Here is a 22988-nt window from a genome sequence, read left to right as displayed (position 1 = left end):
GGTGTGCACCGGCCGCCGCTGCCTGGGGGTCCCGGCCCGGGACTCCGTTACCCCGGCCCGGCGGTTTGGTGAGCGCCGGGCCGGGGGTTCGGTCCCGGGGCCGGACGGGGGGACACGGACCCGGGGCCCCTCAGGGAGGTTCCGGACGGGGGACCGAAGCGTTCCGGCCCCCGGGGGAGAGAGCGGCGGCTCACGGCCGCGGCGGCCGGATCAGCGCACGGGGTGGGCCGCCGGGGTCCGCTTCGGCCCGGCGCCGACGGCCGGGTCCTGCCCGGGGACCGGCCGCGTGCGGGGGCGCGAGGGCCACCACAGGACGGGGGCGAGCAGCTTCAGCGCGGCCGGCAGGATCAGGACGCGGACGATCACGACGTCCAGGATCACCGCGACGCACAGGCCGAACCCGAGCTGCTTCATCTCCAGGAGGTTGGTGAACATGAAGCTGACGAAGACCGAGACCATCACCACCGCGCCGCCGGTGACCACGCTCGCGGACCGGCCGATGCCCTCCAGCAGCGCCTCGGTCGTCGAACGGCCCCGCTCCACCGCCTCCTTGACCCGGCTGATCATGAACACGTTGTAGTCGGTGGAGAGGCCGAAGAGGATCACGAAGAGGAACAGCGGGACGCGGGAGACGATGAACCCGTCGGTGTCGTAGTCGAGCTGGCGCTGCACCCAGTCGGACTGGAAGACCAGGACGAGCAGTCCGAGCGCGCCGCCGGCGGACGCCACGTTCAGGACCGTGGAGACGACGGCGACAGGGACGGAGCGGAAGGCCGCCACCATGACGATCAGGCTGAGCAGGAGCACGGCTCCGACCACCCAGGGCAGCGCGGACATCTGGTGGTCCAGGACGTCGGCGTTGCGGGCCACGTCACCGGAGACCGCGGCCTTTGTGCCGGGCAGCTTCCCGACCGTGTCCGGCACCAGTTCGCCGCGCAGCACCCGCAGCGCGTCCTGGGCCTCGCCGGAGTCGATCCGGTGCGGGGCGTGCAGCAGGACGGTGCCCGTCAGCCCGTCCGGGGACAGGGTGATCCGGGCGGCGTCGAGGCCGTGGCCGTCGGGGACGCGCAGCAGCGGCTGCCGCTCGGCGGACCGCACCAGGTCCCGCATGGCCTGCGGCAGCCGGTCCCGGTGGGCGTCGTCGGTGCGGACGGCCACCAGGTACGCGGACCGCTCGGAGGGGAAGTGCTCGACCATCCGGTCGCGGGCCTGCACCGCGGTCACCTTGGGCAGGGTGCTGACCTCGGTGGAGGACAGCTCGATGCCCATGGCCGGCACGGCGAGGACCCCGATCAGGGCGAGACCGGCCACGAGCGCCGCGACCGGCCGGCGCAGCACCGGGCCGAGCAGGCGCTGCCAGGTGCGGCCGGGGGAGCCGTCGCCGTGGGAGCGGTCGGCGAGCCGGCCGAGCAGCGGGAGCCGGGGGCGGTCCAGGGCACGGCCCAGCTTGACCAGCAGGGCGGGCAGCACGGTCAGGGAGGCGCCGACGACGAGGGCGACGACGCTGATCGAGCTGATCGCCAGGGAGGAGAAGACCACGTCGCCGACGACGAACAGGGCGGCGAGGGACACCATCACCGCGAGGCCGGAGACGACGACGGTGCGCCCGGCCGTGGCGGCGGCGATCCGCACGGCGGCCTCCTGGTCCAGGCGGCCCCCGGACCGGGCCCGTTCCTCGCGCACCCGCTTGGTGAACAGCAGCGAGTAGTCGACACCGACGGCCATGCCCATCAGCAGGATCAGGCTGTTGTTGGCGCCCACGCTCGGGAAGACGTGCGAGAAGAGCTGGGACAGGCCCATCGAGGCGGCGACCGCGGACAGCGCGAGCAGCACCGGGACACCGGCGGCGACGATGGCGCCGAAGACCACCATGAGGATCAGCAGGGTGAGCGGCAGGGTGATGCGTTCGGCGGTCGCGAGGTCCTCACCCATGGATGCGGAGACGCCCTGGCCCATCGAGAAGTGGCCGGTCTGGGCCACCACCACGCCGGGATGCGCCTCCTGGACGGCGGCGGTCCGCTCCAGCAGCGCGGGGATGTCGTCGGAGATGACGGCTTCCTCGCCCTTGGTCTCCAGCGGGACCAGGACGGCCTGCCCGTCGGGTGCCCACACCGGGTCGCCGACCTTCGCGACGGAGGGGGCGCCGGTCATCCGCTGCACCGCGTCGCGTGCCGCGGCGCCGGCCGCGGCGCGGTCCAGCTTCTCGCCCTCCCGGGCGGTGATCAGGACCTTCTCCTCCAACGGGTCGAGGATGCCGCCCCGTTCCGCGATCTCCTCGGCGCGGCCGGCCTCGCCGACCCGGTAGTCGACGCTGTCGGCGGACCGGGTGCCGGCCTGGGCGCCCAGGGCCAGACAGGCGATGACGAGCATCAGCCAGCAGGCCAGCGCGCGCCATGGGTGGCGGGCGCTCCACATGGCCGTCCGGACCGTTAACCGCTGTTCCATCGCAGACTCCCCATTTCCGGGTTCGGGGTTCGGGTGGGTGCTTCCGGTTCGACGCCTCTTCGCGGGGCCGGCTCCTCGGAGCCTCAGATCACCTGCACCGGCGACCATGACAGGCCGCGCTTTAACGTGTAAGTCAAATCTGACAGGTGTTGTGTCGGGCCGTCAACTGTAGGAAGCGAACCGGCCGAAGCTGTCCGGAAGTATGCGCTCCGGCGAGCGGGCGAAGAGAAGGGCCGGGGTGCGTCCACGCACCCCGGCCCTCGTGCCCGAACCGGTGCCTACCAGCATCTCCATCCGCTCGCCCCGGCCCGTACGGCCGGCTCCTCCGGCTTCGGCGCCATCGCGTACGCCTCGGCCAACAGTTCGGAGACGTAGGCGACTTGACCGGGACCGTCCGCCAGATACCCGCCGGCGCCCAGCAACTGGACCTGGGCCCGGTCGGCGTCCGTCAGCCGCCGCTGCAGGTCCTCCAGCACCGGCGGCGGCAGCCGTCCCTCCGCGGCCCCGGTCAGCACCGCACGGACCTCCAGGTGCTCGACCAGCACGTCCGCCACCGCCGCCTTCACCATCTGCTGTTGCAGCAGCGGCACGTCACCGGCCGTACGGCCCCGCAGATGCGCCACCACGCCCTCGCGCAGCGACTCCGACAGCCCCAGGCGCAGCCAGACCAGTCCGAGCGACCAGCCGGCCCGCCGGTCGGGCGGCCCGTACCCCGCGGCTCCGGCCACGTCCTGGCGGACCATCACCACGGCGCCGCCCGGCAGCTCCACCGACCACAGCTCCTCGGGACCGCCCGGCTGCAGCTCGGCCGGCCGCCCCGCGCACCAGGCCCGTTCGGCCTTCAGCAACGTCCGCGGCGTCACCACCGCGTGCCCGTGCGGTCCGCACGGCAGCAGTCCCGGCAGCACCTCCCCGGACAGCGCCTCCAGCGCGGGCGCGAGACCCTCGTCGCGGGCGAGCCGGTGACACCGCTCCCAGAACGTCCCGCCCGCGGCGCCGGCCGCCCCGCTCACCGTGCCGCCCCCACGGGCGCGGCCGGCACGCCCTGAGGCACCACCGCGCACAGGCCCAGGTCGCCGCCGGCCGGGTCGTACTCGGCCAGCACCAGGGGCTGTTCCGGCGTGCCGTCGGCCGGCAGGTGCGCCCACAGCGCCGAGCAGGGGAAACCCTCGGCGGCCCGGCGCACCCGTGCCGGCCCCGCGGGCAGATCGCGCTCCGGCACGATGCCCGCGCCCGCCACCACCGTGACGTCCTCCCCGAAGGGGGCCAGCTCCCGCGCCAGCAGGGACCGGACCTCGCCGGGCGCCACACCGGAGAGCTGCCGCACCCGCGGCCGCGGCCCCGGCGCGCCGTCCGCCGACAGCAGCAGCGCGACTCCCGCGTCGCCGCTAAGCACGGCACCCCGCGTGTCGTACGGCAGCGTCGCCTGGTCCAGCACCAGCACCAGCGCCTGCCGCAGCGCGTGGCGCCGCACGTACCCGGCCGCCACCCGCAGAGCCGTGAACGGCGTGACGCCGCCCTGCTCCGACACGCCGAAGGCGAGCGGTCCGTGCGGCCACGCCTCCGACAGGTACGTGGTGGCGGCGTACCGGCAGTCCAGGTCCGGGGTGGCGTGCGCGACGACCGCCACGTCCACCTCCGCCGCGTCCCGGCCCAGCGACTCCACCAGCGTCCGTGCCATGGCCGCGAAGGTGTTGCCCGCGCCCGAGGGCGCGAGCTCCGGCCGGTAGGGACGGCCGTACTCGCCGGCGATGTCCGCGAAGTGCCGGGCGGAGAAGTCGTCGTCGATCCGGCTCGCACCGGCCGGGAAGACCTGGTGCACGACCCGTTGCAGGCGCAGCGCGGGCACGGGGCCGGACCCGTGCGCCGCGGGCGCCCCCGAGGTGCGGTACACGCTCAGCCGCCCATCTCGGAGAGCAGGAAGTCGGCCAGCGTGCGCGCCGACTCGAAGTGGCTCATCTCCAGGTGGTCGGTGTCCAGCTCGATGCCGAGCGCGTCCTCCAGGCCCATCAGCAGCTCGAACACGCCGCTGGAGTCCAGGCCGACCTGGTCGAACAGGCGGGAGTCCTCGGTCAGTTCCGGCAGGTCGTGGCCGAGGACCTCGGCCAGCGACGCGGATATGGCCCCCACGACCCGCGTGCGGGCGTCGGTGTCCTGCGCGAGGGAGACGGTGTCAGACATGGCGACAGCGGTCCTTTCGGAAGAGGAGAGGGGAAGACGTACGCCGGTCCCGGGGCGGGCCCCGGTCACCCGGTCGCGCCGGTCCGGGCGAGCAGCTCCGGCCCGGGCAGCCGCTGGTTGCGCAGCAGGTCGTCGGGCCGGTCCCGCTCGCGCACCAGGTGCGCCTGCCCGTCCAGGACGAGCACCTCGGCCGGGTGGCCGTGGCTGAGGAAGAGCACGGGCGACGCGCTCGGCCCGTACGCGCCGGAGCAGTCCACGCCGATCAGGTCGCCGGGCCGGACCGCGGGCAGCGGCACCTTCTTGCCCAGCGTGTCGTTCGGGGTGCACAGCGGGCCGGTGACGTTCCACTCGCCGGTCGCCGGCTCGTCCAGCCGGTTGAGCACCCGCATCGGGAAGTTGCGCTTGACGAAGGAGCCGATGCCCACGGCCGCCATGTGGTGGTTGGTGCCCCCGTCCGCCACCGCGAAGTTCTCGCCCATCGACTGCTTCACATAGCGCACGCGGGTGGTGTACGTGCCGAAGGGCGCCGTCAGGTAACGGCCGAGCTCCATCACCATCCGCGTCGTGGGGTGACGGCGCACGAACGCGTCCAGCGCGGGGTTGACCAGCTCCGCGAGGAGGCCGAAGTCCAGGTCCTTCTCGTTCTCGAAGTACGCCACGCCCAGGCCGCCGCCGACGTCCACCAGGTCCAGGGGGAAACCGAGGTGCGCCGACAGGCTCTCCGCCAGGTCCAGGATGCGCCGGGTGTTCTCGGCGACGGCTTCCTCGCTCAGGATGCGCGTGCCCATGTAGACCTGCACGCCGCAGACCCGCACATGGGTCAGGCCGGCCAGCACCCGCCGCGCCGCGGGATCGCGCAGCTGGGCCTCGTCGATGCCGAACTGCCGGGGCTTGCCGCCCATGGTCAGCCCCGAGCCCTTCACCGCGAACTCCGGGTTGACCCGCAGCGCCACCCGGGCCGTCACCGCGCGCTCGCGCGCCAGCCGGTCGACGAGCTCCAGTTCGCCGAAGGACTCGCAGATGACGAAGGCGACGTCCTCGTCCAGACAGGCGGCCAGCTCGGCACGGCTCTTGCCCGGGCCGAGGAAGACGATGTCGTGCGGGGCCACCCCGGCGCGGCGCGCCGTGGCCAGCTCCGTGAGCGACGAGATCTCGGCGCGCGCGCCGTGCGCGTGCAGCAGCGCGCACACGGCGACGTTCGGGTTGGACTTGAGGGAGAAGAACACCTCCAGACGCGGGTGCAGCCGCTCCCGGACGGTGGTGATCCGCTCACGCAGTCCGTCGCCGTCGTAGACGTACAGCGGTGTGCCGAACCGTTCGGCCAGTTCGGTGATCCCGATGCCCTGCACGGTGTGTTCAACGGGCATGGCCCACTCCTCCTGCCAGCAGCCGGGCGGTGACGCCCTCGTCGAGTGCGGTCAGCTCGTCCGCCGACGAGGCCACCGCGATTCCGTAGAGACGCCCGTCGAAGGAGTCGCCGGGGGCCACGGCCTGGCCGCCCGCGTTGACGGTCGCGTAGTTGTTGACCAGCAGCCCCGAGCCGCCGGACTCGGTCAGCAGCAGGTCGCCGAGCAGGTCCCGCAGGGCGCCGAAGCCCAGCGGCCGGGTCAGCCGCACCGGGTAGTGCCGGGCCAGGGCGAGCCTGCCGGGCCCCACGAAGCGCTCCTGCAGGCGCACCTGGTATGTGGACATGTTGTTGCGGGCGTTGATCTCGATCACCGGCCACACCGCGTCGTCCCCGTCCAGCAGGGCGTCCACGCCGACCACGCCCGCGTAGCCGTCGGCGGCCAGCCGCTTGCCCAGCAGCTGCGCGGTCTCGCGCAGCACCGCGTCCTGGGCGGGGGAGAGCCGGGCCGGGAAGCGGTGGCCCTTGTGGACACCGCCCTCGGTGACCGCCCGCTTGACGAAGTCGACGTGCACGGAGCCGTCCCGGCCCACCGTGAACTGGTAGTTCAGGTCGCCCTGGTGGGGAACCCACTCCTCGACCAGGAAGGCGATCCGCGGCTGTCCCGAGCGTTCCACGCGCTGGCGCACCATGCGCAGCACCCGGTCCATCCAGCGTTCGTTCTCCAGCACCACGATGCCCTTGCCGGAGACCCCGAACGCCTCCTTGACGACCGTGCGGCGGCCCTGAGCCAGCAACTCGCGGGCCCGGTCCAGGGCCTCGGCCAGCTCCTCGACGCTCTCGCAGGTCCAGCCGACCGGCTGGCGCACGCCCAGTTCGCCGGCGACCCGGCGGCTGTAGATCTTGCTGTTGACCGCCTTGCACAGCCCGGCCCCGGGGGCGGCGAGCGCCATGCCGGTACGGGCGGACAGCTCCTCCTCCAGCACCGAGACCCCGTGCGGCGCGAGCCGGGCGCCGTCGGCGGCGAGCCCGCGCAGCGTGTCCAGCAGCGCGGGGTCGGCGAGGACGTCCTCGGTGACCTTGCGCTGCGCGTCCTGGCCGGCCACGACGTGGACGGTCGGCAGGCCGAGCCCGAGCCGCTCCAGGTGGGCCAGGTAGGCCGGGTCGGGCGCGGTCTTGAGGACCACGTGGTCGTCCTCGCCCGCGAGCAGCAGCGCGAACTCGTCCATGCGGTTGACCACCGCGCTGCCCGAGTCGGCGGAGAACCGCGGCAGCGTGTGCTCGCCGCGGGCCCACACCTCCTCGACCTCGAAGTTGCCGAGGAACACCAGGGGCGTGTCGTCGGCGCCGGTCACGGCGCGCTTGAGCCGGCGTCCGAAGCCGGCCACCTGTTCGTCCATGTCGTCGTCCTCGCTAGTGCTGGAATACGGCCGCGGCGAAGGACTGGCCCAGCCCCGCCGAGGTCATCAGGTAGTGGTCACCCGGCTTGAGCAGGCCGAGGTCGCGCACGGAGCGGTAGTTGATGAAGGGGTCGGCGCAGAAGCAGTGGGCGGCGGCCGCGATGTTGTCCAGGTACATGGCACCCGCCGGGATGCCCAGGTTCTTGGCGGCCACCGTCCAGGAGACCCGGTTGACGTTGTGCGGCAGGACGAGCGCCAGGTCACCGACACCGATGCCGGCTTCGTCCAGCGCCGCCGTGACGACCTCCTCCAGGGCGTCCTGGTAGAGGCGCACGGCCTCCTTGGCCAGGTCGCCCGCCAGATCGATGAGGCCGTCCTCGCGACCGTGGATGCGGGCCGCGTAACCGGCCAGCCGGTCCCGCCCTCCGCCCGGGCCGACCAGTACGGCCGCCGTCGCCTCGCTCATGATCGACACGTCGGCGACCCACTGCGAGAAGGGCGTGAGCGTCTTGTCGCCGGCGAGGATCAGCGCCAGCGCGTCGGGGTCGCCGTCCGCCTCCAGGAGCGTGCCGGCCACGTCGAGGGCGAGCAGGCCCGTGGCGCAGCCGTGGTCGGCCACCGCGAACGTCCGCGCGTGGCGCAGCCCCAGCGCGTCCCGCACCTCCCGCAGCGGATTGACGGGGTACGGGGCGGTGGTGCGCAGGCCCTTCGCCCGGATCACGTAGCGGACCCGGTCCTCCTGGCCGGCCAGCCCCTCCAGCTTCCCGGCCGCGGCGAGCAGCAGCTCGCTCTCGGGCCGCTCGGGCGCCTTGCAGATCCGCTCCAGCCCGTAGAGCCGGGTGAACCGGCGCACCTGCTGGTCGCCGAGGCCCAGGGATTCCTTCAGCGCATCCACCGGCACGGTCTCCGGCAGATGACTCGACACCGCCACCAATGAGGTCATGCGCCGCACGCTAGGGAGCCGGGCTGACGCACCGCTGACACCGGACTGACCGGCCGTGCCCGCCGGCGCGGGCCCCTCGGCACGGGTCAGCTGGGTGTCAGCGGGCGGTCAGTGCCGCTGCCCAGCATGTGCGGTGTCCGTATCGCCGTGTCAGGGAGCGTGGAGCAAGATGCCGGTGACGCACTCGGGGGCGGGGCCGGTGGCCCGGCCGACGTTCGCCGTAGTTCCAGGAGCTCAGGTCAACGCCGTCCTCACCGGAAGGGAGAAGCAGGTCGTCGGCCTGGTCGAAGCGGCCTACCGGCTGCACGGGGCCGGCGGGACGGTCAACCCGGACTCGTACTTCCTGCGCTTCCCCGACCGTCCGGACGCGCGGATCATCGCGCTGCCCGCCTCGCTGGGCGGCGACGGAGCCGTCGACGGCATCAAGTGGATCTCCAGCTTCCCGGCGAACGTCGCCTCCGGCCTGCCCCGCGCCTCCGCGGTGCTGATCCTCAACGACCCCGTCACCGGCTACCCGTACGCCTGCCTGGAGTCCTCCGTCATCAGCGCCTCCCGCACCGCCGCCTCGGCGGCACTGGCCGCGGACGCGCTGAGCCGGGCCCGCGGCGGTGCGCGGCCACGCCGTGTCGGGTTCATCGGCGCCGGGCTGATCGGGCGCTTCATCCACACCTATCTCGCCGCCACCGGCTGGGAGTTCGACGAGATCGGCGTGCACGACCTGAAGACAGAGCACGCCGAGGCGTTCCGCGGCTACCTCGGGCGCGGCCCGCACGGCGGCACGCCCGTCGTGGTGCACGACAGCGCCGAGAGCCTGGTCCGCTCCTGCGACCTGGTCGTCCTCGCGACCGTCGCCGGCACCCCGTACCTGAGCGACCCCGCCTGGTTCGCGCACGCCCCGCTGGTCCTCAACGTCTCACTGCGCGACCTCGCCCCCGAGGTCGTCCTCGACGCCGTCAACGTGGTGGACGACGTCGAACACTGCCTGAAGGCCGGCACGTCCGTGCACCTGGCCGAAGAGCGCACCGGCAACCGCGACTTCCTCGACGGGACCCTGTGCGACGTCCTGACCGGCGCGGTGCGCCCCGAGGGCGGCCGGCCGCTGGTGTTCTCGCCGTTCGGGCTCGGCGTGCTGGACCTCGCCGTCGGCAGGTTCGTCTACGACGAGGTCGCCCGCAGCGGCGAACTCGCGGTCACGGCCGGGTTCTTCGACGAACTCGACCGCTATGGGAAGAGCTGAGCTGCGGCCTGGTGGCCGCGGGTGGGAGTCGTCCTGTGCCAGTCATATCCGCCCCCGAGGACTTCAACGTCGACGATCTCTACGTCGACCTCCAGTGGATCTCCGGTCGTCCGCTCCACCTCAAGTGCGAGGGATTCAACTTCGCCGGATCGATCAAACTCAAGGCAGCGGCCGAGATGATCGCCAGGGCCGAGCGCAGCGGCGAACTGCGCCCCGGTGACGGGCTCGTGGAGAGCTCGTCGGGCAACATGGGCGTCGCCATCAGCCTGCTCGCCGGCAGCAAGGGCTACCGCTTCACCTGCGTGACGGACAGCCGCTGCACCCTCGGAGCCCGCCGCCTGATGGAAGCCCTGGGCACCGAGGTACACGTCATCACCGAACCGCACCCCGAGGACGGGCTGCTCGGCGCCCGCATCCGGCACGTCAAGCGCCTGGTCGCCGAGCGTCCCGGCCACGTCTGGCTCAACCAGTACCTCAACCCCGGCAACTGGCTCGCCCACTTCCAGACCACCGGACCCGAGGTGCTCAAGAGCTTCCCCGAACTCGACGTGGTCTTCGTGGGCGCCGGCACGACCGGCACCCTCATGGGCACGGCCCGCTACCTGCGCCACACCAAGCCGTCCGTGCGGATCGTGGCGGTCGACTCGGTCGGCTCGGTCACCTTCGGCACGCCTCCGGGCCCGCGCTCCATCCCGGGCCTGGGCACCGGCGTCCGCCCGCAGATCCTCGACGAGTCCTACGTCGACGACGTCGTGCACGTCGCCGAGCCGGACACGCTGCGGACCTGCCGCGCCCTCGCCGACCGGGGCTTCCTGTTCGGCGGCTCCACGGGGACCGTCGTCAGCGGAGCCGTCAGCTGGCTGGAACGCCACGGCCGTACCGACGGCATGACCGCCGTGGCCATCGCCCCCGACCTCGGGGACCGCTACCTGGACACGATCTACAACGACCAGTGGGTCGAGGAGATCTACGGCGCCGGCGTCCTGGACCACACAGCACGGGACACCGGCGTCCCGAGCCTACCGAGCAGGGGAACCCCATGACCGACACTCCCGTCCGCACCGAGGTCCCGCAGGAGCTGCCGCTGACCGCCGGGCAGGCGGACATCTGGTTCGACGAGCAGCTCTCCGGCGCGGGTCTCGCGTACAACACGGCCGGCTACCTCGACATCCGCGGCCCGCTGGACGCCGCCCTGTTCCGCAGGGCCGCCGCCCGGCTCGCCGACGAGGCACACTGCATGCGCTCCCGGTTCGTCGGCGACGGGCGGCCCGCGCAGCGGATCGAACCGCTGCGGCGGCTGCCGTACGAGGAGCTGGACCTCGGCGCCGAGGACGACCCCGTCGCCGCCGCACGCGCGTGGATGGCGCGCGACCTCGACGAGCCGTTCACGCTCGGCGACTTCCCCCTGTTCCGGCTCGCCCTGATCCACGTCGGCGACGAGCGCGCGCTGTTCTACATGTGCATCCACCACTTCCTGTGCGACGGCTACAGCCAGGTCGTCTTCTGGCGGCGCCTGGCGGAGATCTACCAGGCGCTGCTCGCCGGCGAGGACCCCGCGCCCGGCGCGCTGCCCCCGCTGAGTGCCCTGGTGGAGGCCGAGCGGGCCTACGACGGCTCCGCGCCGGCCGCGCGCGACGCCGCCTACTGGGACGCCCGCTTCCCCGTCGCACCCGAACCGCTGACCCTCTCGGACGGGACCCGCGAACCGCTGCCCGGCTTCGTACGGGACGGCTTCACCCTGCCGCCGGACATCACGGGCGCCCTGCGCGGCCTGGCCCGGCGGTCCTCCGTGACCTGGCCGACCGTCGTCATGGCCGCCGTCGCCGCCTACGCCCAGCGCCGCACCGGGCGGCGCGACGTCCTGCTCACCGTGCCCGTCACCACGCGCGTCGGCGCCCTCATGCGTGCCGTGCCGGGCATGGTCGCCAACACCCTGCCGCTCGCCGTGCGCGTGGACCCGTGGACCACCCGCGACGGCCTGCTGGCCCGGACGTCCCGCGAGTTCACCCGGGTGCTGAAGCACCAGCGGCACCGGGTCAGCCGCATCCGGCGCGCCATGGGGCTGCACAGCGACGACCGGCGGCCCTTCGGCCCGCTCGTCAACATCCTGCCCCAGCAGACCACGATGGCGCTCGGCCCGTGTGAGGTCACGGTCGACAACCTGTCCACCGGCCTCATCGACGACCTCGAACTCACCGTCGTGGACTCCGCCGACGGCGGCTGCACCGTCCACCTGAGCGGCAACCGCGGTCTGTACACGGCCGACGAGATCGGCGAGCACGCCCGCGAACTGCGCCGGTTCACCGAGGCGTTCGTCACCGCCGACGCGGACACACCGCTCGGACGCATCGGCACCCTGCGCGCCGACGAGCTGTGCGCCCTGCTCGCCGCCGGCGCCGGCCCCGTCGACACCACCCCCTTCGAAGGCGTCGTGGCCCGCGTCCGCCGCACCGCGGACATGTACCCCGACGGCGTCGCGGTGCTCGACGACGAGGGACCGCTCACCTACCGGGCCCTCATCGGCCGGGCCGGCGCCCTCGGCCGCCGCCTGGACAGCGGGGCCACCGCCGTCCTGGCCGCCCCCGGCGCCGGTTTCGTCACCGCGGTCCTCGCGGCGCTCGGCGCGGGCGGCTCCTACGTGCCGCTGGACGTCCAGGCCCCCGAGGCGCGGCTCGCGGACCTGCTGCACGACTGCGCGGCCACCACCCTCGTGACCGACGGCACCCACCGCGAGCTGGCCGCCCGCGTGGCCCACAGCGCCGGCACCGGGGCGCGGATCGTCGTCCTGGACGGCGCCGAGGAGGCCCGCGACACCCTTCCCGAGCCCCTGGGCCACGACCTCGACCTCGCCTACACGATCTTCACCTCGGGCTCCACGGGCCGGCCCAAAGGCGCCATGGTGCACCGCGCCGGCATGGCCAACCACCTCCTCGCCAAGATCGAGGACCTGGACCTGACCGAGGCCGACACCCTCGTCCAGAACGCGCCCGTCTCCTTCGACATCTCCGTCTGGCAGATGCTCGCCCCGCTCCTGGTCGGCGGCCGGGTCCGCGTCGTCGGCCGGGCCACCGCCGCCGACCCCGAGCCGCTGTTCGCGCTCGCCGAGGAGGAGGGCGTCACCGTCCTCGAAGTCGTGCCGTCCCTGCTGCGGGCCGCCCTCGACGCGTGGGACGAGACCGGCACCACGCCACGGCTCGGCGCGCTGCGCCGCCTGATGGTCACCGGCGAGGCGCTCCCCGCCGACCTGTGCGCCCGCTGGGCCGCCCGGTTCCCGCACATCCCGCTGATCAACGCCTATGGGCCCACCGAGTGCTCCGACGACGTCACCCACGCCGTCCTCGGCCCCGGCGACGTACCCGCCGGCCGCGCCGGCGCCCCCATCGGCCGTACCGTGCGCAACACCCGCCTCGTCGTCCTCGACGACGAACTGCGCCCCGTCCCCCAGGGCACCCCCGGCGAGCTGTACGTCGCCGGGGCGGGCGTCGGCCGCGGCTACCTCGGCGACCCGGTCCGCACCGCCACCGTCTTCGTCGCCGACCCGTTCGGCCCGCCCGGCACCCGTATGTACCGCACCGGAGACCGGGTCGTCCTGCACCCCGACGGCCGGTTCGAGTTCCTCGAACGCCTCGACCACCAGGTCAAGGTGCGCGGCCACCGCATCGAACTCGGCGAGATCGAGGCCGCCCTGCGCGCCCTGCCCCCGGTGCAGGACACCGCGGTCGCCGTCCACACCGATCCCCACGGCCGCAAGAGCCTCACGGCGTACGTCGTCGCCCGCGGCGCCGGCGCCGATCCGGCAAGGCTGCGCGAGGACCTGTCGCAGCGGTTGCCCGCGTACATGGTGCCCGCCCGGTTCCTGCACCTGCCGGCGCTGCCGCTCACCCCGCACGGCAAGGTCGACCGCAAGGCGCTGCCCGCACCGGACTTCCAGGCCCCGGCGGCGGTCGCCACCCCGCGCGGTCACGCCGAGGAGATCCTCGTCGCCGCCATGGCCGAGGTGCTGGGCGTGCCCGCGGTCGGCCCCGACGACAACTTCTTCTCCGCCGGCGGCGACAGCATCAGCGCCATCCAGGTCGTGGCCCGCGCCCGGCGCGCGGGACTCACCCTCACCGCCCGCCACGTCTTCGAGCACCGTACGGCGGCGGCCATCGCCGCGGCCGTGCCCCCGCCGGACGCCGCCCGCCCGGCCGCACCCGAGGACGACGGCACCGGCGAGACGGAACTGCTGCCCGTCGCCCACCAGCTGCGCGAGGACCTCGCGGCCGGCGACGCGGCCGAGGACACCACCGGCCTCACCGCCCCGGCCCGCGAGTACAGCCAGTACGTCGCCGTCCGGGTGCCCGCCGGCGCCACCACCGGCCGGCTCACCGCCGCCCTCCAGGCCGTGCTCGACCGGCACGACGCCCTGCGCCTGCGCCTGACCGTGCCCGTACCCGGCCTGTGGACCCTGGAGGTCCGCCCGGCCGGTGAGGTGCGCGCCGACGCCCTGCTCACGCACGCGACCGCGGACGGCACGCCGCTCGCCGAGCAGTGCGCCGCCCGGGCGGCCGAGGCCAGGGCCCTCCTCGCCCCCCAGGACGGCACCGTCCTGCGCGCCGTCCACCTCGACCGCGGGCCCGGACTGCCCGGCCGGCTCCTCCTGGTCGTCCACCACCTCGCCGTGGACGGGGTGTCCTGGCGCATCCTCCTTCCCGACCTCGAGGCGGCCTTCGACGCCCTGGCCGCCGGACGCGAACCCGGCCTGGACCCCGTGCCGACCTCGCTGCGCCGCTGGTCCCGGGAACTGTCCGGACACGCCCGCAGCACCCGCCGGGTCGGTGAACTGCCGCTGTGGCGCTCGCAGCTGTCCGGACCCGACCCGGCGCTGGGCGGCCGGCCGCTCGACCCGGCCCGCGACCGGCACGCCACCGCACGCCGGCTGCGCGCCGAGCTGCCCGCCGGCCCGACCGCCGCGGTGCTCACCGGCGCCCCCGCCGCACTGCACGCCGACGCCAACGACGTCCTGCTCACCGGCCTGGCCCTGGCCTTCGCCGAGTGGCGCGGCCGTCGCGGGGCCGACGCCCCGGGGCTGGTCGTCGAGATCGAAGGGCACGGCCGGGAGGAGTTCGCCGAGGGACAGGACCTGTCGCGCACCGTCGGCTGGTTCACCAGCAGCTTCCCCGTCCGCCTGGAACCCGTCGCCGGCACCGGCACCGGCCTGCCGGACGTCGGCGCCACCCTGAAGCGGGTCAAGGAGCGGCTGCGGGAGCTGCCCGACCACGGCCTCGGCTTCGGACTGCTGCGCCACCTCAACCCGCAGACCCAGGGCGTCCTCGCCCGCTTCCCCGTGCCGCAGGTCGGCTTCAACTACCTCGGCCGCTTCGGTGCCCCGGACGCGGAGGGAGGCGGCGACTGGACGCTCGACGGAGCGGACGCCGTCGTCGGCCTCGGCGCCCACCCCGACACGCCGCTGCGGCACGTGGTGGAACTCTCCTGCCTCGTCGAGGAACGCCCCCTCGGCCCGGTCCTCGTCGCCGAGTGGACCTACGCCGGCGAACTGCTCGGCGAGGACGACGCCGACGCGCTGGCCCGCGGCTGGTTCCGCGCCCTGGAGGCCATCGCCGCCCACGCGGACACCGGCGCCGCGCACGGGCGCACCCCGTCCGACTTCCCGCTGGTCGCCCTCGGCCAGCAGGAGATCGAGGAGTTCGAGCGCGCCCTCGGCCCGATCACCGACGTCCTGCCCGCCTCCCCGCTCCAGCAGGGCCTGCTGTTCTCCGCCGAGTACGACACCGACGACGTCGACCCCTACACCCTGCAGATCGGCGTGGACACCGAGGGCCCGCTCGACCCCGCCGCCCTGCGCCGGGCCGCCGACGCGCTGCTGCGCCGCCACCCCAACCTGCGCGCCTGCTTCCCCGACCGCCCCGGCGGCGGGGACCGCGTGCAGGTCGTGCCCGAGGAGGCCACCGTCGGCTGGCGGGAAATGGACCTGAGCGGTCTGCCCGCCGACCGACTCGCCGCGGAACTGGACCGCGTCACCGACGCCGAACTCACCCGGCGCTTCGACGTCCGCAGCGCCCCGCTCGTCCGCTTCACGGTCGTGCGCACCGGAAAGACCGGCCACCGGCTGCTGTGGTCCGTGCACCACGCCCTGGTCGACGGCTGGTCCATGGCGGTCTTCGCGCAGGAGCTGTTCACCCTGTACGCGCGCTACGCCGAGGGCGCGGACGACGCGTCCGCCGCCGCCGCGCTGCCCGAGGCCGCCCCGTACCGCACGTACGCGGCATGGCTGGCCGAACGCGACGAGGGCGAGGCGCGGGCGGCGTGGAAGACCGTGCTCGACGGGGTCGAGGACGCCACCCGGCTCGTCCAGTCCGCCGCGCCGGCCCGCGCGCGCGGCCACGCCGTGCCCGGCGAACTGCGCACCGGGGCGGACGCGGAACTCACCGCCCGCCTCACCACCTGGGCCCGTGGGCACGGACTGACCCTCAACACCGTCGTCCAGGGCGCCTGGGCGGTGCTCCTCGGGCGCCTCACCGGCCGCCGCGACGTGGTGTTCGGCGCCGTCAACTCCGGCCGCCCCGCCGACCTGCCCGGGGTGGAGTCGATGGTCGGCTCCTTCCTGAACACCCTGCCCGTGCGGGTCGTCCTGGACCCGGCGCGCACCCTGCCCGACCTCCTCACCGCCCTGCAGGAGCAGCAGTTCGCGCTGGCGGCGCACCAGCACCTGGGCCTCGCCGAGGTGCAGCACCTGGCCGGGGCCGGCGAGCTGTTCGACACCGTCGTCACCTACAACAACTACCCGATGGCCGACGTCGGCGCCCTCGACGGCCTCGTCCCCGGGCTCGCCTTCCGCGGCAGCCACGCCAAGGTCGTCGCCGAATACCCGTTCGCGCTCTCCGTCCACCCCGGTGACGGGCTGGACCTCCGGATCCAGTACGCCCCCGACGTGGTGGGCCGCGGCCGGGCCGAGGAGATCGGCGAACGCTTCGTACGGCTGCTGCGCACCGTCGTGGAGCACCCCGACGAGCCGGTCGGCCGCCTCGACGTGCTCACCGACGACGAGCGGCACACCCTCCTCGGCGACTGGGCCGGCCGCGTCACCCGCGCCCCGCGCACCACGGCCACCGCCCTGTTCGAGGAGTGGGCGGCCCGCACCCCGGACGCACCGGCCGTGCTCTTCGACGGCGAGGAGATCACCTACGCGGAGGTCAACGCCCGCGCCAACCGGCTGGCCCGGCTGCTCGCGGCCCGCGGCGTCGGCCCCGAGCACCTGGTGGCGCTCGCCCTGCCGCGCACCCCGGACATGGTGGTCGGCGCCCTGGCGACGCTCAAGGCGGGCGCGGCCTACCTGCCGATCGACGCGGCCTACCCCGCCGACCGCATCGCCCACATGCTGGCCGACGCCCGGCCGGCGGTCCTGGTCACGGTGGCCGAGCTGGTCCTGGACCTGCCCGCCACCGGCACGGACGTCGTCGTCCTCGACGGCGCGGGCACGGCCGGGGCCCTCGGCCGGCTGCCCGCCGCCGACCTCACCGACGCCGACCGCACCGCGGTCCTCGGCCCGGACAACGCCGCCTACACCATCTACACGTCCGGCTCCACCGGCCGCCCCAAGGGCGTCGTGGTGGACCACGCCGGGTTCACCGCCATGGTGGCCGCGCTGACCGAGCGGTTCGGGCTCGGCCGGCACACCAGGGTGCTGCAGTTCGCGTCGTTCAGCTTCGACGCCTCCGCGTGGGAGCTGGGACTCGCCCTCTTCAACGGCGGTGCCCTGGTCCTCGCCGACGACGAGTGCCGCGATCCCGGACAGCCGCTGGTGGACCTCATCAACGACTGCGGGGTGACCCTCGCCGGACTGCCCCCGGTCGTCGCGGGCGCCCTGCCCGAAGGGGCCGAGCTGCCGGCCGGGCTGACCCTGGCGGTGGCGGGCGAGGCATGCCCGCCCGAGGTGGCGGCCCGCTGGTCGTCGCGGGTGCGCATGTTCAACGGGTACGGGCCGACCGAGGCCGTCGTCGCCTCCACCGTCGACGGCCCGCTGACCGGCGGCGAGCGCCCGCCCATCGGCCGTCCGACCGCCGCCCACCGGGTGTACGTGCTCGACCGCGACCTGCGGCCGGCGCCCGTCGGCGTCCTCGGCGAGCTGTACGTCGCGGGCGGCCTCGCCCGCGGCTACCTGGGCCGGCCCGGCCTGACCGCCGCCCGCTTCGTCGCCGACCCGTACGGCCCGCCCGGCAGCCGCATGTACCGCACCGGCGACCTGGTGCGGTGGCTGCCGGACGGCCGGCTCGACTACGCCGGCCGCGGCGACGACCAGATCCAGCTCCGCGGCTACCGCGTCGAACTCGGCGAGATCGAGGCGGCCCTGGCGTCCCACCCGGACGTCACCGCGGCGGTCGTCACCGTCCACGAACCCGGCCCGCAGGACAAGCGCCTGGTGGCCCACCTGGTCGCCGGGGACGCGCGGCCCGGCCTGGTGGACGCGGTCCGCGAGCACGTCGCCGCGACGCTCCCGCAGCACATGGTGCCGTCCGCGTTCGCCGTGCTGGACGCGCTGCCGCTCACCGCGCAGGGCAAGGTCGACCGCAAGGCACTGCCGGTGCCGGAGAGCGCCGGGCGGTCCGCGGGCGGGCGGGCACCCCGCACACCCGCCGAGGAGATCATCGCCGGTCTGTTCGCGGAGATCCTGGGTGTCGAGCACGTCGGCGTCGACGAGGACTTCTTCGCGGCGGGCGGTCACTCCCTGCTCGCCACCCGGGTGGCCGGCCGGGCCCGCGCCCTGCTCGGGATCGACCTGCCGATCCGGGCGCTGTTCGAGGCCCGGACCGTCGCCGGCCTCGCCGAGCGGGCCGCCGAAGCGGCGGCCGGCACACGGGGCACGCCCCGGCTCGCACCGCGCCGGCCCGCCGGGCAGGAGGCCCCGCTCTCCCACGCCCAGCAGCGGCTCTGGTTCGCCAACCGCCTGGAGCAGGGCGACGGCGGCCGCGGCACCTACAACGTGCCGTTCGCGCTCCGCCTCACCGGCGGTCTGGACGCCGGCGCCCTCCAGGCCGCGCTCGACGACCTGGCCGACCGGCACGAAGTGCTCCGGTCCGTCTTCCCCGCCCCGGACGACCTGCCCCGCCAGCACGTCCTGACCGCCCCGGCGGGCAACCCCGTCCTCACGGTGCGCCGGGCGACGGCACGGGAGCTGCCCGGCGCACTCGCCGACGAGGCCGAGCGCGGCTTCGACCTCACCCGCGAGACGCCGCTGCGCGCCCGGTTGTTCACCGACCCGCGGGAGGAGGGGACGTACGTCCTGCTCCTGGTCTTCCACCACATCGCGTTCGACGGCTGGTCGATCGGGCCGCTGCTGCGCGACCTGACCACCGCCTACCGGGCGCGCACCGCCGGGCGGGAGCCCGCCTGGCAGCCGCTGCCCGTGCAGTACGCCGACTACGCCGTCTGGCACCGGGCCCTGCTCGGCTCCGCCGACGACCCCGGCTCGCCGCTGGCCGGCCAGCTCGAACACTGGACCCGCACGCTGGCCGGGCTGCCGGAGGAGCTGGCACTGCCCCGCGACTACGCCCGCCCGCCAATCGCCAGCCACAGCGGCGACGGCGTCGAGTTCCACCTGGAACCGGCCCTGCACGCAGCCCTCACCGGCCTGGCCCGGGAGAACGGCGCCACCCTGTTCATGGTGCTCCAGGCCGCCTTCGCCACCCTGCTCACCCGGCTGGGCGCGGGCACCGACATCCCCCTCGGCAGCCCCGTCGCGGGCCGGACCGACGAGGACCTCACCGAGCTGATCGGCACCTTCGTCAACACCCTCGTGCTGCGCACCGACACCTCGGGCGACCCCACCTTCCGGGAGCTCGTCGACCGCGTGCGCGAAACGAACCTGGCCGCGTACGCGCACCAGGACGTGCCCTTCGAGCAGATCGTGGACGCCCTGCGGCCGGCCCGCTCACTGGCCCGGCACCCGCTCTTCCAGGTGATGCTGGTGCTCCAGAACACGGACTCGGGCCCGCTGCCCGAACTGCCCGGCCTGGAACTGACCGCCGAACCGGTACCGCAGCGCATGACCAAGTTCGACCTGCGGCTCCAGTTCGACGAGCCCGGCACGGACCGCTCCGGCGACACCGGGACCGGGCGGCTGCGCGGCGTCCTGGAGTACGCCACCGACCTGTTCGAGCGGTCCACGGCCGAGGGCCTGGCCGACCGCCTGCTGCGCGTGCTCCGGGCCGTCGCCGACGACCCCGGCGTACGGCTCTCGGCCATCGACCTCATCGACGGAAAGGAACGGCAGCGCGTGCTGACCGACTGGAACCCCACGGACACCGACACGGTGACGGACACTCTGCCGGAGCTTTTCGAGGCCGCCGTACGGCGTTCCCCCGACGCCCCGGCCCTGCTGAGCGCCGGCACCACCCTCAGCTACCGGGACCTGGCCGAGCAGGCCGGCCGGCTGGCCCACCGGCTGCGCGCCCTCGGCGCCGGCCCCGAGCGGATCGTGGCGCTCGCGCTGCCCCGCGGACCCGAACTCGTCGTCGCGCTCCTCGCCGCCCTCGGCTCGGGCGCCGCGTACACCCTCCTCGACCCGGCGCTCCCGGCCGGCCGCATCGAAGCGCTCGCCGCGCAGTCCCGCCCCGTCGCCGTCGTCACCACGGCGGCGGCCGCCGGGAAGCTGCCGCCGGGCACCCCCCGGCTGCTGCTCGGCACCCCGGCCGGCGACGAGGAGCCCGGGGCGCGGCCCGACGCCGCCGCGCCCCTGCCCGCCCACCAGGCCGCCGTCGTCTACACCACGGACGACGACGGGCGGCTCCTCGGCACCGTCGTCGAGCACCGCGCGCTCGCCGGCCACGTGCTGCGCGCCGCCGCCCTCCCCGCGGACGCCGGCGCCCCCGCCGTACTGCCGGCGCCGCTGGACTTCACCGGGCTCGTCACCGGCCTGTTCGCCCCCCTGGTGGCCGGCCGTCCGGTCCGGCTGGATGCGCCGTCCGACGCGCGGCCCGCGCCGGGCGGACGGCACCTGGCCCTCGTGGAGGGCGCGCCCACCGTCGTCGCCGACGACCGCGTCCCGGCCGGTGTCCTCGACGGCGGCCGACCTGCCGGACCGACGCGGGCCCACCTCCTCGACGAGCGGCTGGAGCCGGTGCCGGCCGACGGGATCGGCGAGCTGTACCTCGCCGGTCCGCTGGTGGCCCGCGGCTATCTCGGCCGTCCCGGGCAGACCGCCGCGCACTTCGTGGCCGCGCCCTCCGGCCCGCCCGGCGCCCGGATGTTCCGTACCGGCGAGCGGATGCGCAGGCGCCAGGACGGCACCCTCGTGCCCGCCGAGCCGGCCGGGACGCGGCCGCAGGCGCCGGCCGCACAGACGGCCGCCGAGCCGCAGGACGCGCCGCAGGACGGCACCGTCACCGCGCCCCGCACCCGGCGTGAGGAGGCGCTGTCCCGCGTCGTCGCCGAGGTGCTGCGCCGCCCCGCGTTCGGGGTGGAGGACAACTTCTTCGAGAACGGCATGGACTCCATCCGTTCCATGCAGTTCGTCAGCCGGGCCCGCAAGGCCGGCGCGGACATCAGCATCGCCGACGTCTTCACCCACCAGACGGTCGCCGCCCTCGCGGCCGAAGTCGACCGGCGGGAGGCCCCGGCACGGCAGGACCCGCCGCGGGGCTCGGTCATCGACGAGGTGTTCGCCCAGCTCACCGGCGCCGGCTCAGGGGACGGGAACGACCCGTTCGCGACCGTGGTGACCCTCAAGCCCACCGGCACCCGGCCGCCCCTGATCTGCCTGCACAGCGGCGTCGGCTTCGCCCTGCCGTACGTCGGGCTCGCCCGGCACATCGGCGACGACTACCCCATCTACGGCATCCAGGCGCCCAGCATCACCGAACTGGCCCCGCTGCACACCGGCGTGGAGGAGATGGCCGCCGCCTACGTGAAGATCATCAAGGAGCTGCGCCCGCAGGGGCCGTACCACCTGCTGGGCTGGTCCTTCGGCGGCTCCCTCGTCCACGAGGTCGCCGTGCAGCTGGAGGCGGGCGGCGACGAGGTGGGTCTCGTCGCGGACCTCGACTCCTACCCCCGCACTCCGCAGGAGGAGGTCGGCGACGACCAGACGCTTCTCGGCTGGGTGGTGGAACTGGTCGGCCACGACAAGAACGAGTTCGCCGGCCGTGAGCTGACCGCCGCCGACGTCGTGGACGTCCTCCGGCGCGGCAACAGCCCCATGGCGGCGCTCGGCGAGGAGCGCGTCCTGGCGATGCTGGAGACCATGCGCGCCAACGGCAAGGCGCTGAGCGACTGGCAGCCGCGCACCTTCCACGGCCGGCTGCAGCTGTTCGTCGCCTCGGCGGGCCTGACCGAGGAGGAGATCGCCGCGCGCGGCGCCCTGTGGCAGCCGCACGTCGCCGGTGGCATCGACGTCCACCGGGTGCCCTGCGCACACGACTACATGATGCACCCGGACGCCCTCGCCCTGATCGGCGCCGCGGTCGCCGCCGAGCTCCAGCGGCTCCACCTGACCGGTACCGGCTCCGCACCCGCCGGAGGCACGGCATGACCACCGCCACGGCCGTCACCGTGCCCGCCGGGAACGGCTCCACCGGCCTGGCCGCCGCGCTCCAGGAGACCGCGGCGGTGGCCGGGCGGCGCCTGCGCCATCTGCGCGCGGCGCCGGGCCGCTTCCTCGGCATCACCCTCAACCCCCTGCTGACCATGCTGGTCCTGGGCTTCCTGCTGGAACGCTCGCTGTCCGTACCGGGCGGCGGCGACTACCGGGAGTACCTGTTCGCGGGCGTGGCCGTGCAGGCCGGGCTGGCCGGGATCGGGCCGACCGCCATCGCCGTCGCCGGGGACATGCGCGGCGGCGTCATCGACCGGTTCCGCTCCATGCCGGTGTCCCGGGGCGCGGTCCTCTTCGGGCACACCGCCGCGGACTGGCTGGTCGGCCTCGCCGGACTGGTCCCGGTCGTCCTGTTCGGCCTGCTGCTGGGCTGGCGCCCGCACGCCGGGGCGGCCCAGATCGCCGCCGGCTTCGCCCTGCTCGCCGCGTTCTCCTACGTCATGCTGTGGGTGGGCGTGCTGCTCGGGATGGCCTCCCGCAGCCTGGAGAGCATCAGTTCGCTCACCCCCCTGGTCGTGACCGTCCTGCCGTTCCTGTCCAGCGCCTTCGTGGCACCCGGGAACCTCCCCGCGGGGCTGCGCGCGATCGCCGAGTGGAATCCGGTCAGCGCCCTCGCGCAGTCCTGCCGGGAGCTGTGGGGCAACCCCGTGGCGACCGGCGGCGGGTTCGCCGCCGAGCACCCCGTGGCCGTGGTCGCGCTGACCACCGGCGCGGTGTTCCTGCTCGCCTGCTCCCTGTCCCTGCGCCGCTACCGCACCGCGGGCTTCTGACCCGCCGCCGACGTCCTCGCACAGCCCTCGCCCGGCACCCCGACCAGGAGCCCGGCCGCCACCCCCTCCGGCGGCCGG

At 74.8% G+C, this 22988-nt stretch carries 11 protein-coding genes; 4 read left to right on the top strand and 7 right to left on the bottom strand.

Annotated elements, in window-relative coordinates; genetic code table 11:
- Positions 1-210: 210 nt before the first annotated feature.
- From ABZ340_RS31190 to ABZ340_RS31160, 7 genes are all read right to left on the bottom strand, one after another.
- The gene (locus ABZ340_RS31190; RefSeq protein WP_358785218.1) at positions 211-2445 is read right to left on the bottom strand and encodes an MMPL family transporter; all 2235 of its coding nucleotides are present in this window, start codon (positions 2443-2445) and stop codon (positions 211-213) included.
- 278 nt (positions 2446-2723) lie between these two features.
- Entirely contained in the window at positions 2724-3458 is a 735-nt protein-coding gene (locus ABZ340_RS31185; protein ID WP_358785217.1) for a hypothetical protein, read from the bottom strand.
- Positions 3455-4339, bottom strand: coding sequence for a hypothetical protein (locus ABZ340_RS31180; RefSeq protein WP_358785216.1), 885 nt, complete (start codon positions 4337-4339; stop codon positions 3455-3457). Before ABZ340_RS31180 ends, ABZ340_RS31185 begins: the two co-directional genes overlap by 4 nt.
- 2 nt (positions 4340-4341) lie before the next feature.
- A complete protein-coding gene (locus ABZ340_RS31175; RefSeq protein ID WP_358785215.1) occupies positions 4342-4626 on the bottom strand; it encodes an acyl carrier protein in 285 nt (94 codons plus the stop codon).
- Between the two features lie 65 nt (positions 4627-4691).
- Positions 4692-5993 (bottom strand): type III PLP-dependent enzyme, encoded by a 1302-nt coding sequence (locus ABZ340_RS31170; RefSeq protein ID WP_358785214.1) that lies wholly within the window; start codon positions 5991-5993, stop codon positions 4692-4694.
- A complete protein-coding gene (locus tag ABZ340_RS31165) occupies positions 5983-7371 on the bottom strand; it encodes an ATP-grasp domain-containing protein (RefSeq protein WP_358785213.1) in 1389 nt (462 codons plus the stop codon). The genes ABZ340_RS31170 and ABZ340_RS31165 overlap by 11 nt, the downstream gene beginning before the upstream one ends.
- Before the next feature lie 13 nt (positions 7372-7384).
- Positions 7385-8314 carry a 3-oxoacyl-[acyl-carrier-protein] synthase III C-terminal domain-containing protein gene (locus tag ABZ340_RS31160; protein WP_358785212.1) on the bottom strand — a complete coding sequence of 310 codons (930 nt, stop codon included), beginning with the start codon at positions 8312-8314 and terminating at the stop codon, positions 7385-7387.
- Between the two features lie 169 nt (positions 8315-8483).
- Here ABZ340_RS31160 and sbnB point away from each other — a divergent pair, with 169 nt between their 5' ends.
- The 4 genes from sbnB to ABZ340_RS31140 are packed head-to-tail and all read left to right on the top strand — an operon-like array spanning position 8484 to position 22910.
- Positions 8484-9551, top strand: a complete 1068-nt coding sequence (gene sbnB, locus ABZ340_RS31155) for a 2,3-diaminopropionate biosynthesis protein SbnB (RefSeq protein ID WP_358785211.1) — start codon at positions 8484-8486, stop codon at positions 9549-9551.
- A 35-nt stretch (positions 9552-9586) separates the two neighbouring features.
- Positions 9587-10594 (top strand): 2,3-diaminopropionate biosynthesis protein SbnA, encoded by a 1008-nt coding sequence (gene sbnA / locus ABZ340_RS31150; protein WP_358785210.1) that lies wholly within the window; start codon positions 9587-9589, stop codon positions 10592-10594.
- A complete protein-coding gene (locus ABZ340_RS31145; RefSeq protein WP_358785209.1) occupies positions 10591-22077 on the top strand; it encodes an amino acid adenylation domain-containing protein in 11487 nt (3828 codons plus the stop codon). Before sbnA ends, ABZ340_RS31145 begins: the two co-directional genes overlap by 4 nt.
- Positions 22074-22910 (top strand): ABC transporter permease, encoded by an 837-nt coding sequence (locus ABZ340_RS31140; RefSeq protein ID WP_358785208.1) that lies wholly within the window; start codon positions 22074-22076, stop codon positions 22908-22910. The genes ABZ340_RS31145 and ABZ340_RS31140 overlap by 4 nt, the downstream gene beginning before the upstream one ends.
- Positions 22911-22988 lie beyond the last annotated feature (78 nt).

The sequence above is a fragment of the Streptomyces sp. NPDC006134 genome (assembly GCF_040628835.1).
Classification (GTDB): domain Bacteria; phylum Actinomycetota; class Actinomycetes; order Streptomycetales; family Streptomycetaceae; genus Streptomyces.
Note: the sequence above shows the minus strand (reverse complement) of the source record. Positions and strands in the feature narration are given on the sequence as shown.

What these genes read in the sequence shown, in the direction of transcription:
- ABZ340_RS31190 (WP_358785218.1), bottom strand. Translation starts at nt 2,445, where the DNA reads ATGGAACAGCGGTTAACGGTCCGGACGGCCATGTGGAGCGCCCGCCAC.
- ABZ340_RS31175 (WP_358785215.1), bottom strand. Translation starts at nt 4,626, where the DNA reads ATGTCTGACACCGTCTCCCTCGCGCAGGACACCGACGCCCGCACGCGG.
- ABZ340_RS31170 (WP_358785214.1), bottom strand. Translation starts at nt 5,993, where the DNA reads ATGCCCGTTGAACACACCGTGCAGGGCATCGGGATCACCGAACTGGCC.
- ABZ340_RS31165 (WP_358785213.1), bottom strand. Translation starts at nt 7,371, where the DNA reads ATGGACGAACAGGTGGCCGGCTTCGGACGCCGGCTCAAGCGCGCCGTG.
- ABZ340_RS31160 (WP_358785212.1), bottom strand. Translation starts at nt 8,314, where the DNA reads ATGACCTCATTGGTGGCGGTGTCGAGTCATCTGCCGGAGACCGTGCCG.
- sbnB (WP_358785211.1), top strand. Translation starts at nt 8,484, where the DNA reads ATGCCGGTGACGCACTCGGGGGCGGGGCCGGTGGCCCGGCCGACGTTC.
- ABZ340_RS31145 (WP_358785209.1), top strand. Translation starts at nt 10,591, where the DNA reads ATGACCGACACTCCCGTCCGCACCGAGGTCCCGCAGGAGCTGCCGCTG.
- ABZ340_RS31140 (WP_358785208.1), top strand. Translation starts at nt 22,074, where the DNA reads ATGACCACCGCCACGGCCGTCACCGTGCCCGCCGGGAACGGCTCCACC.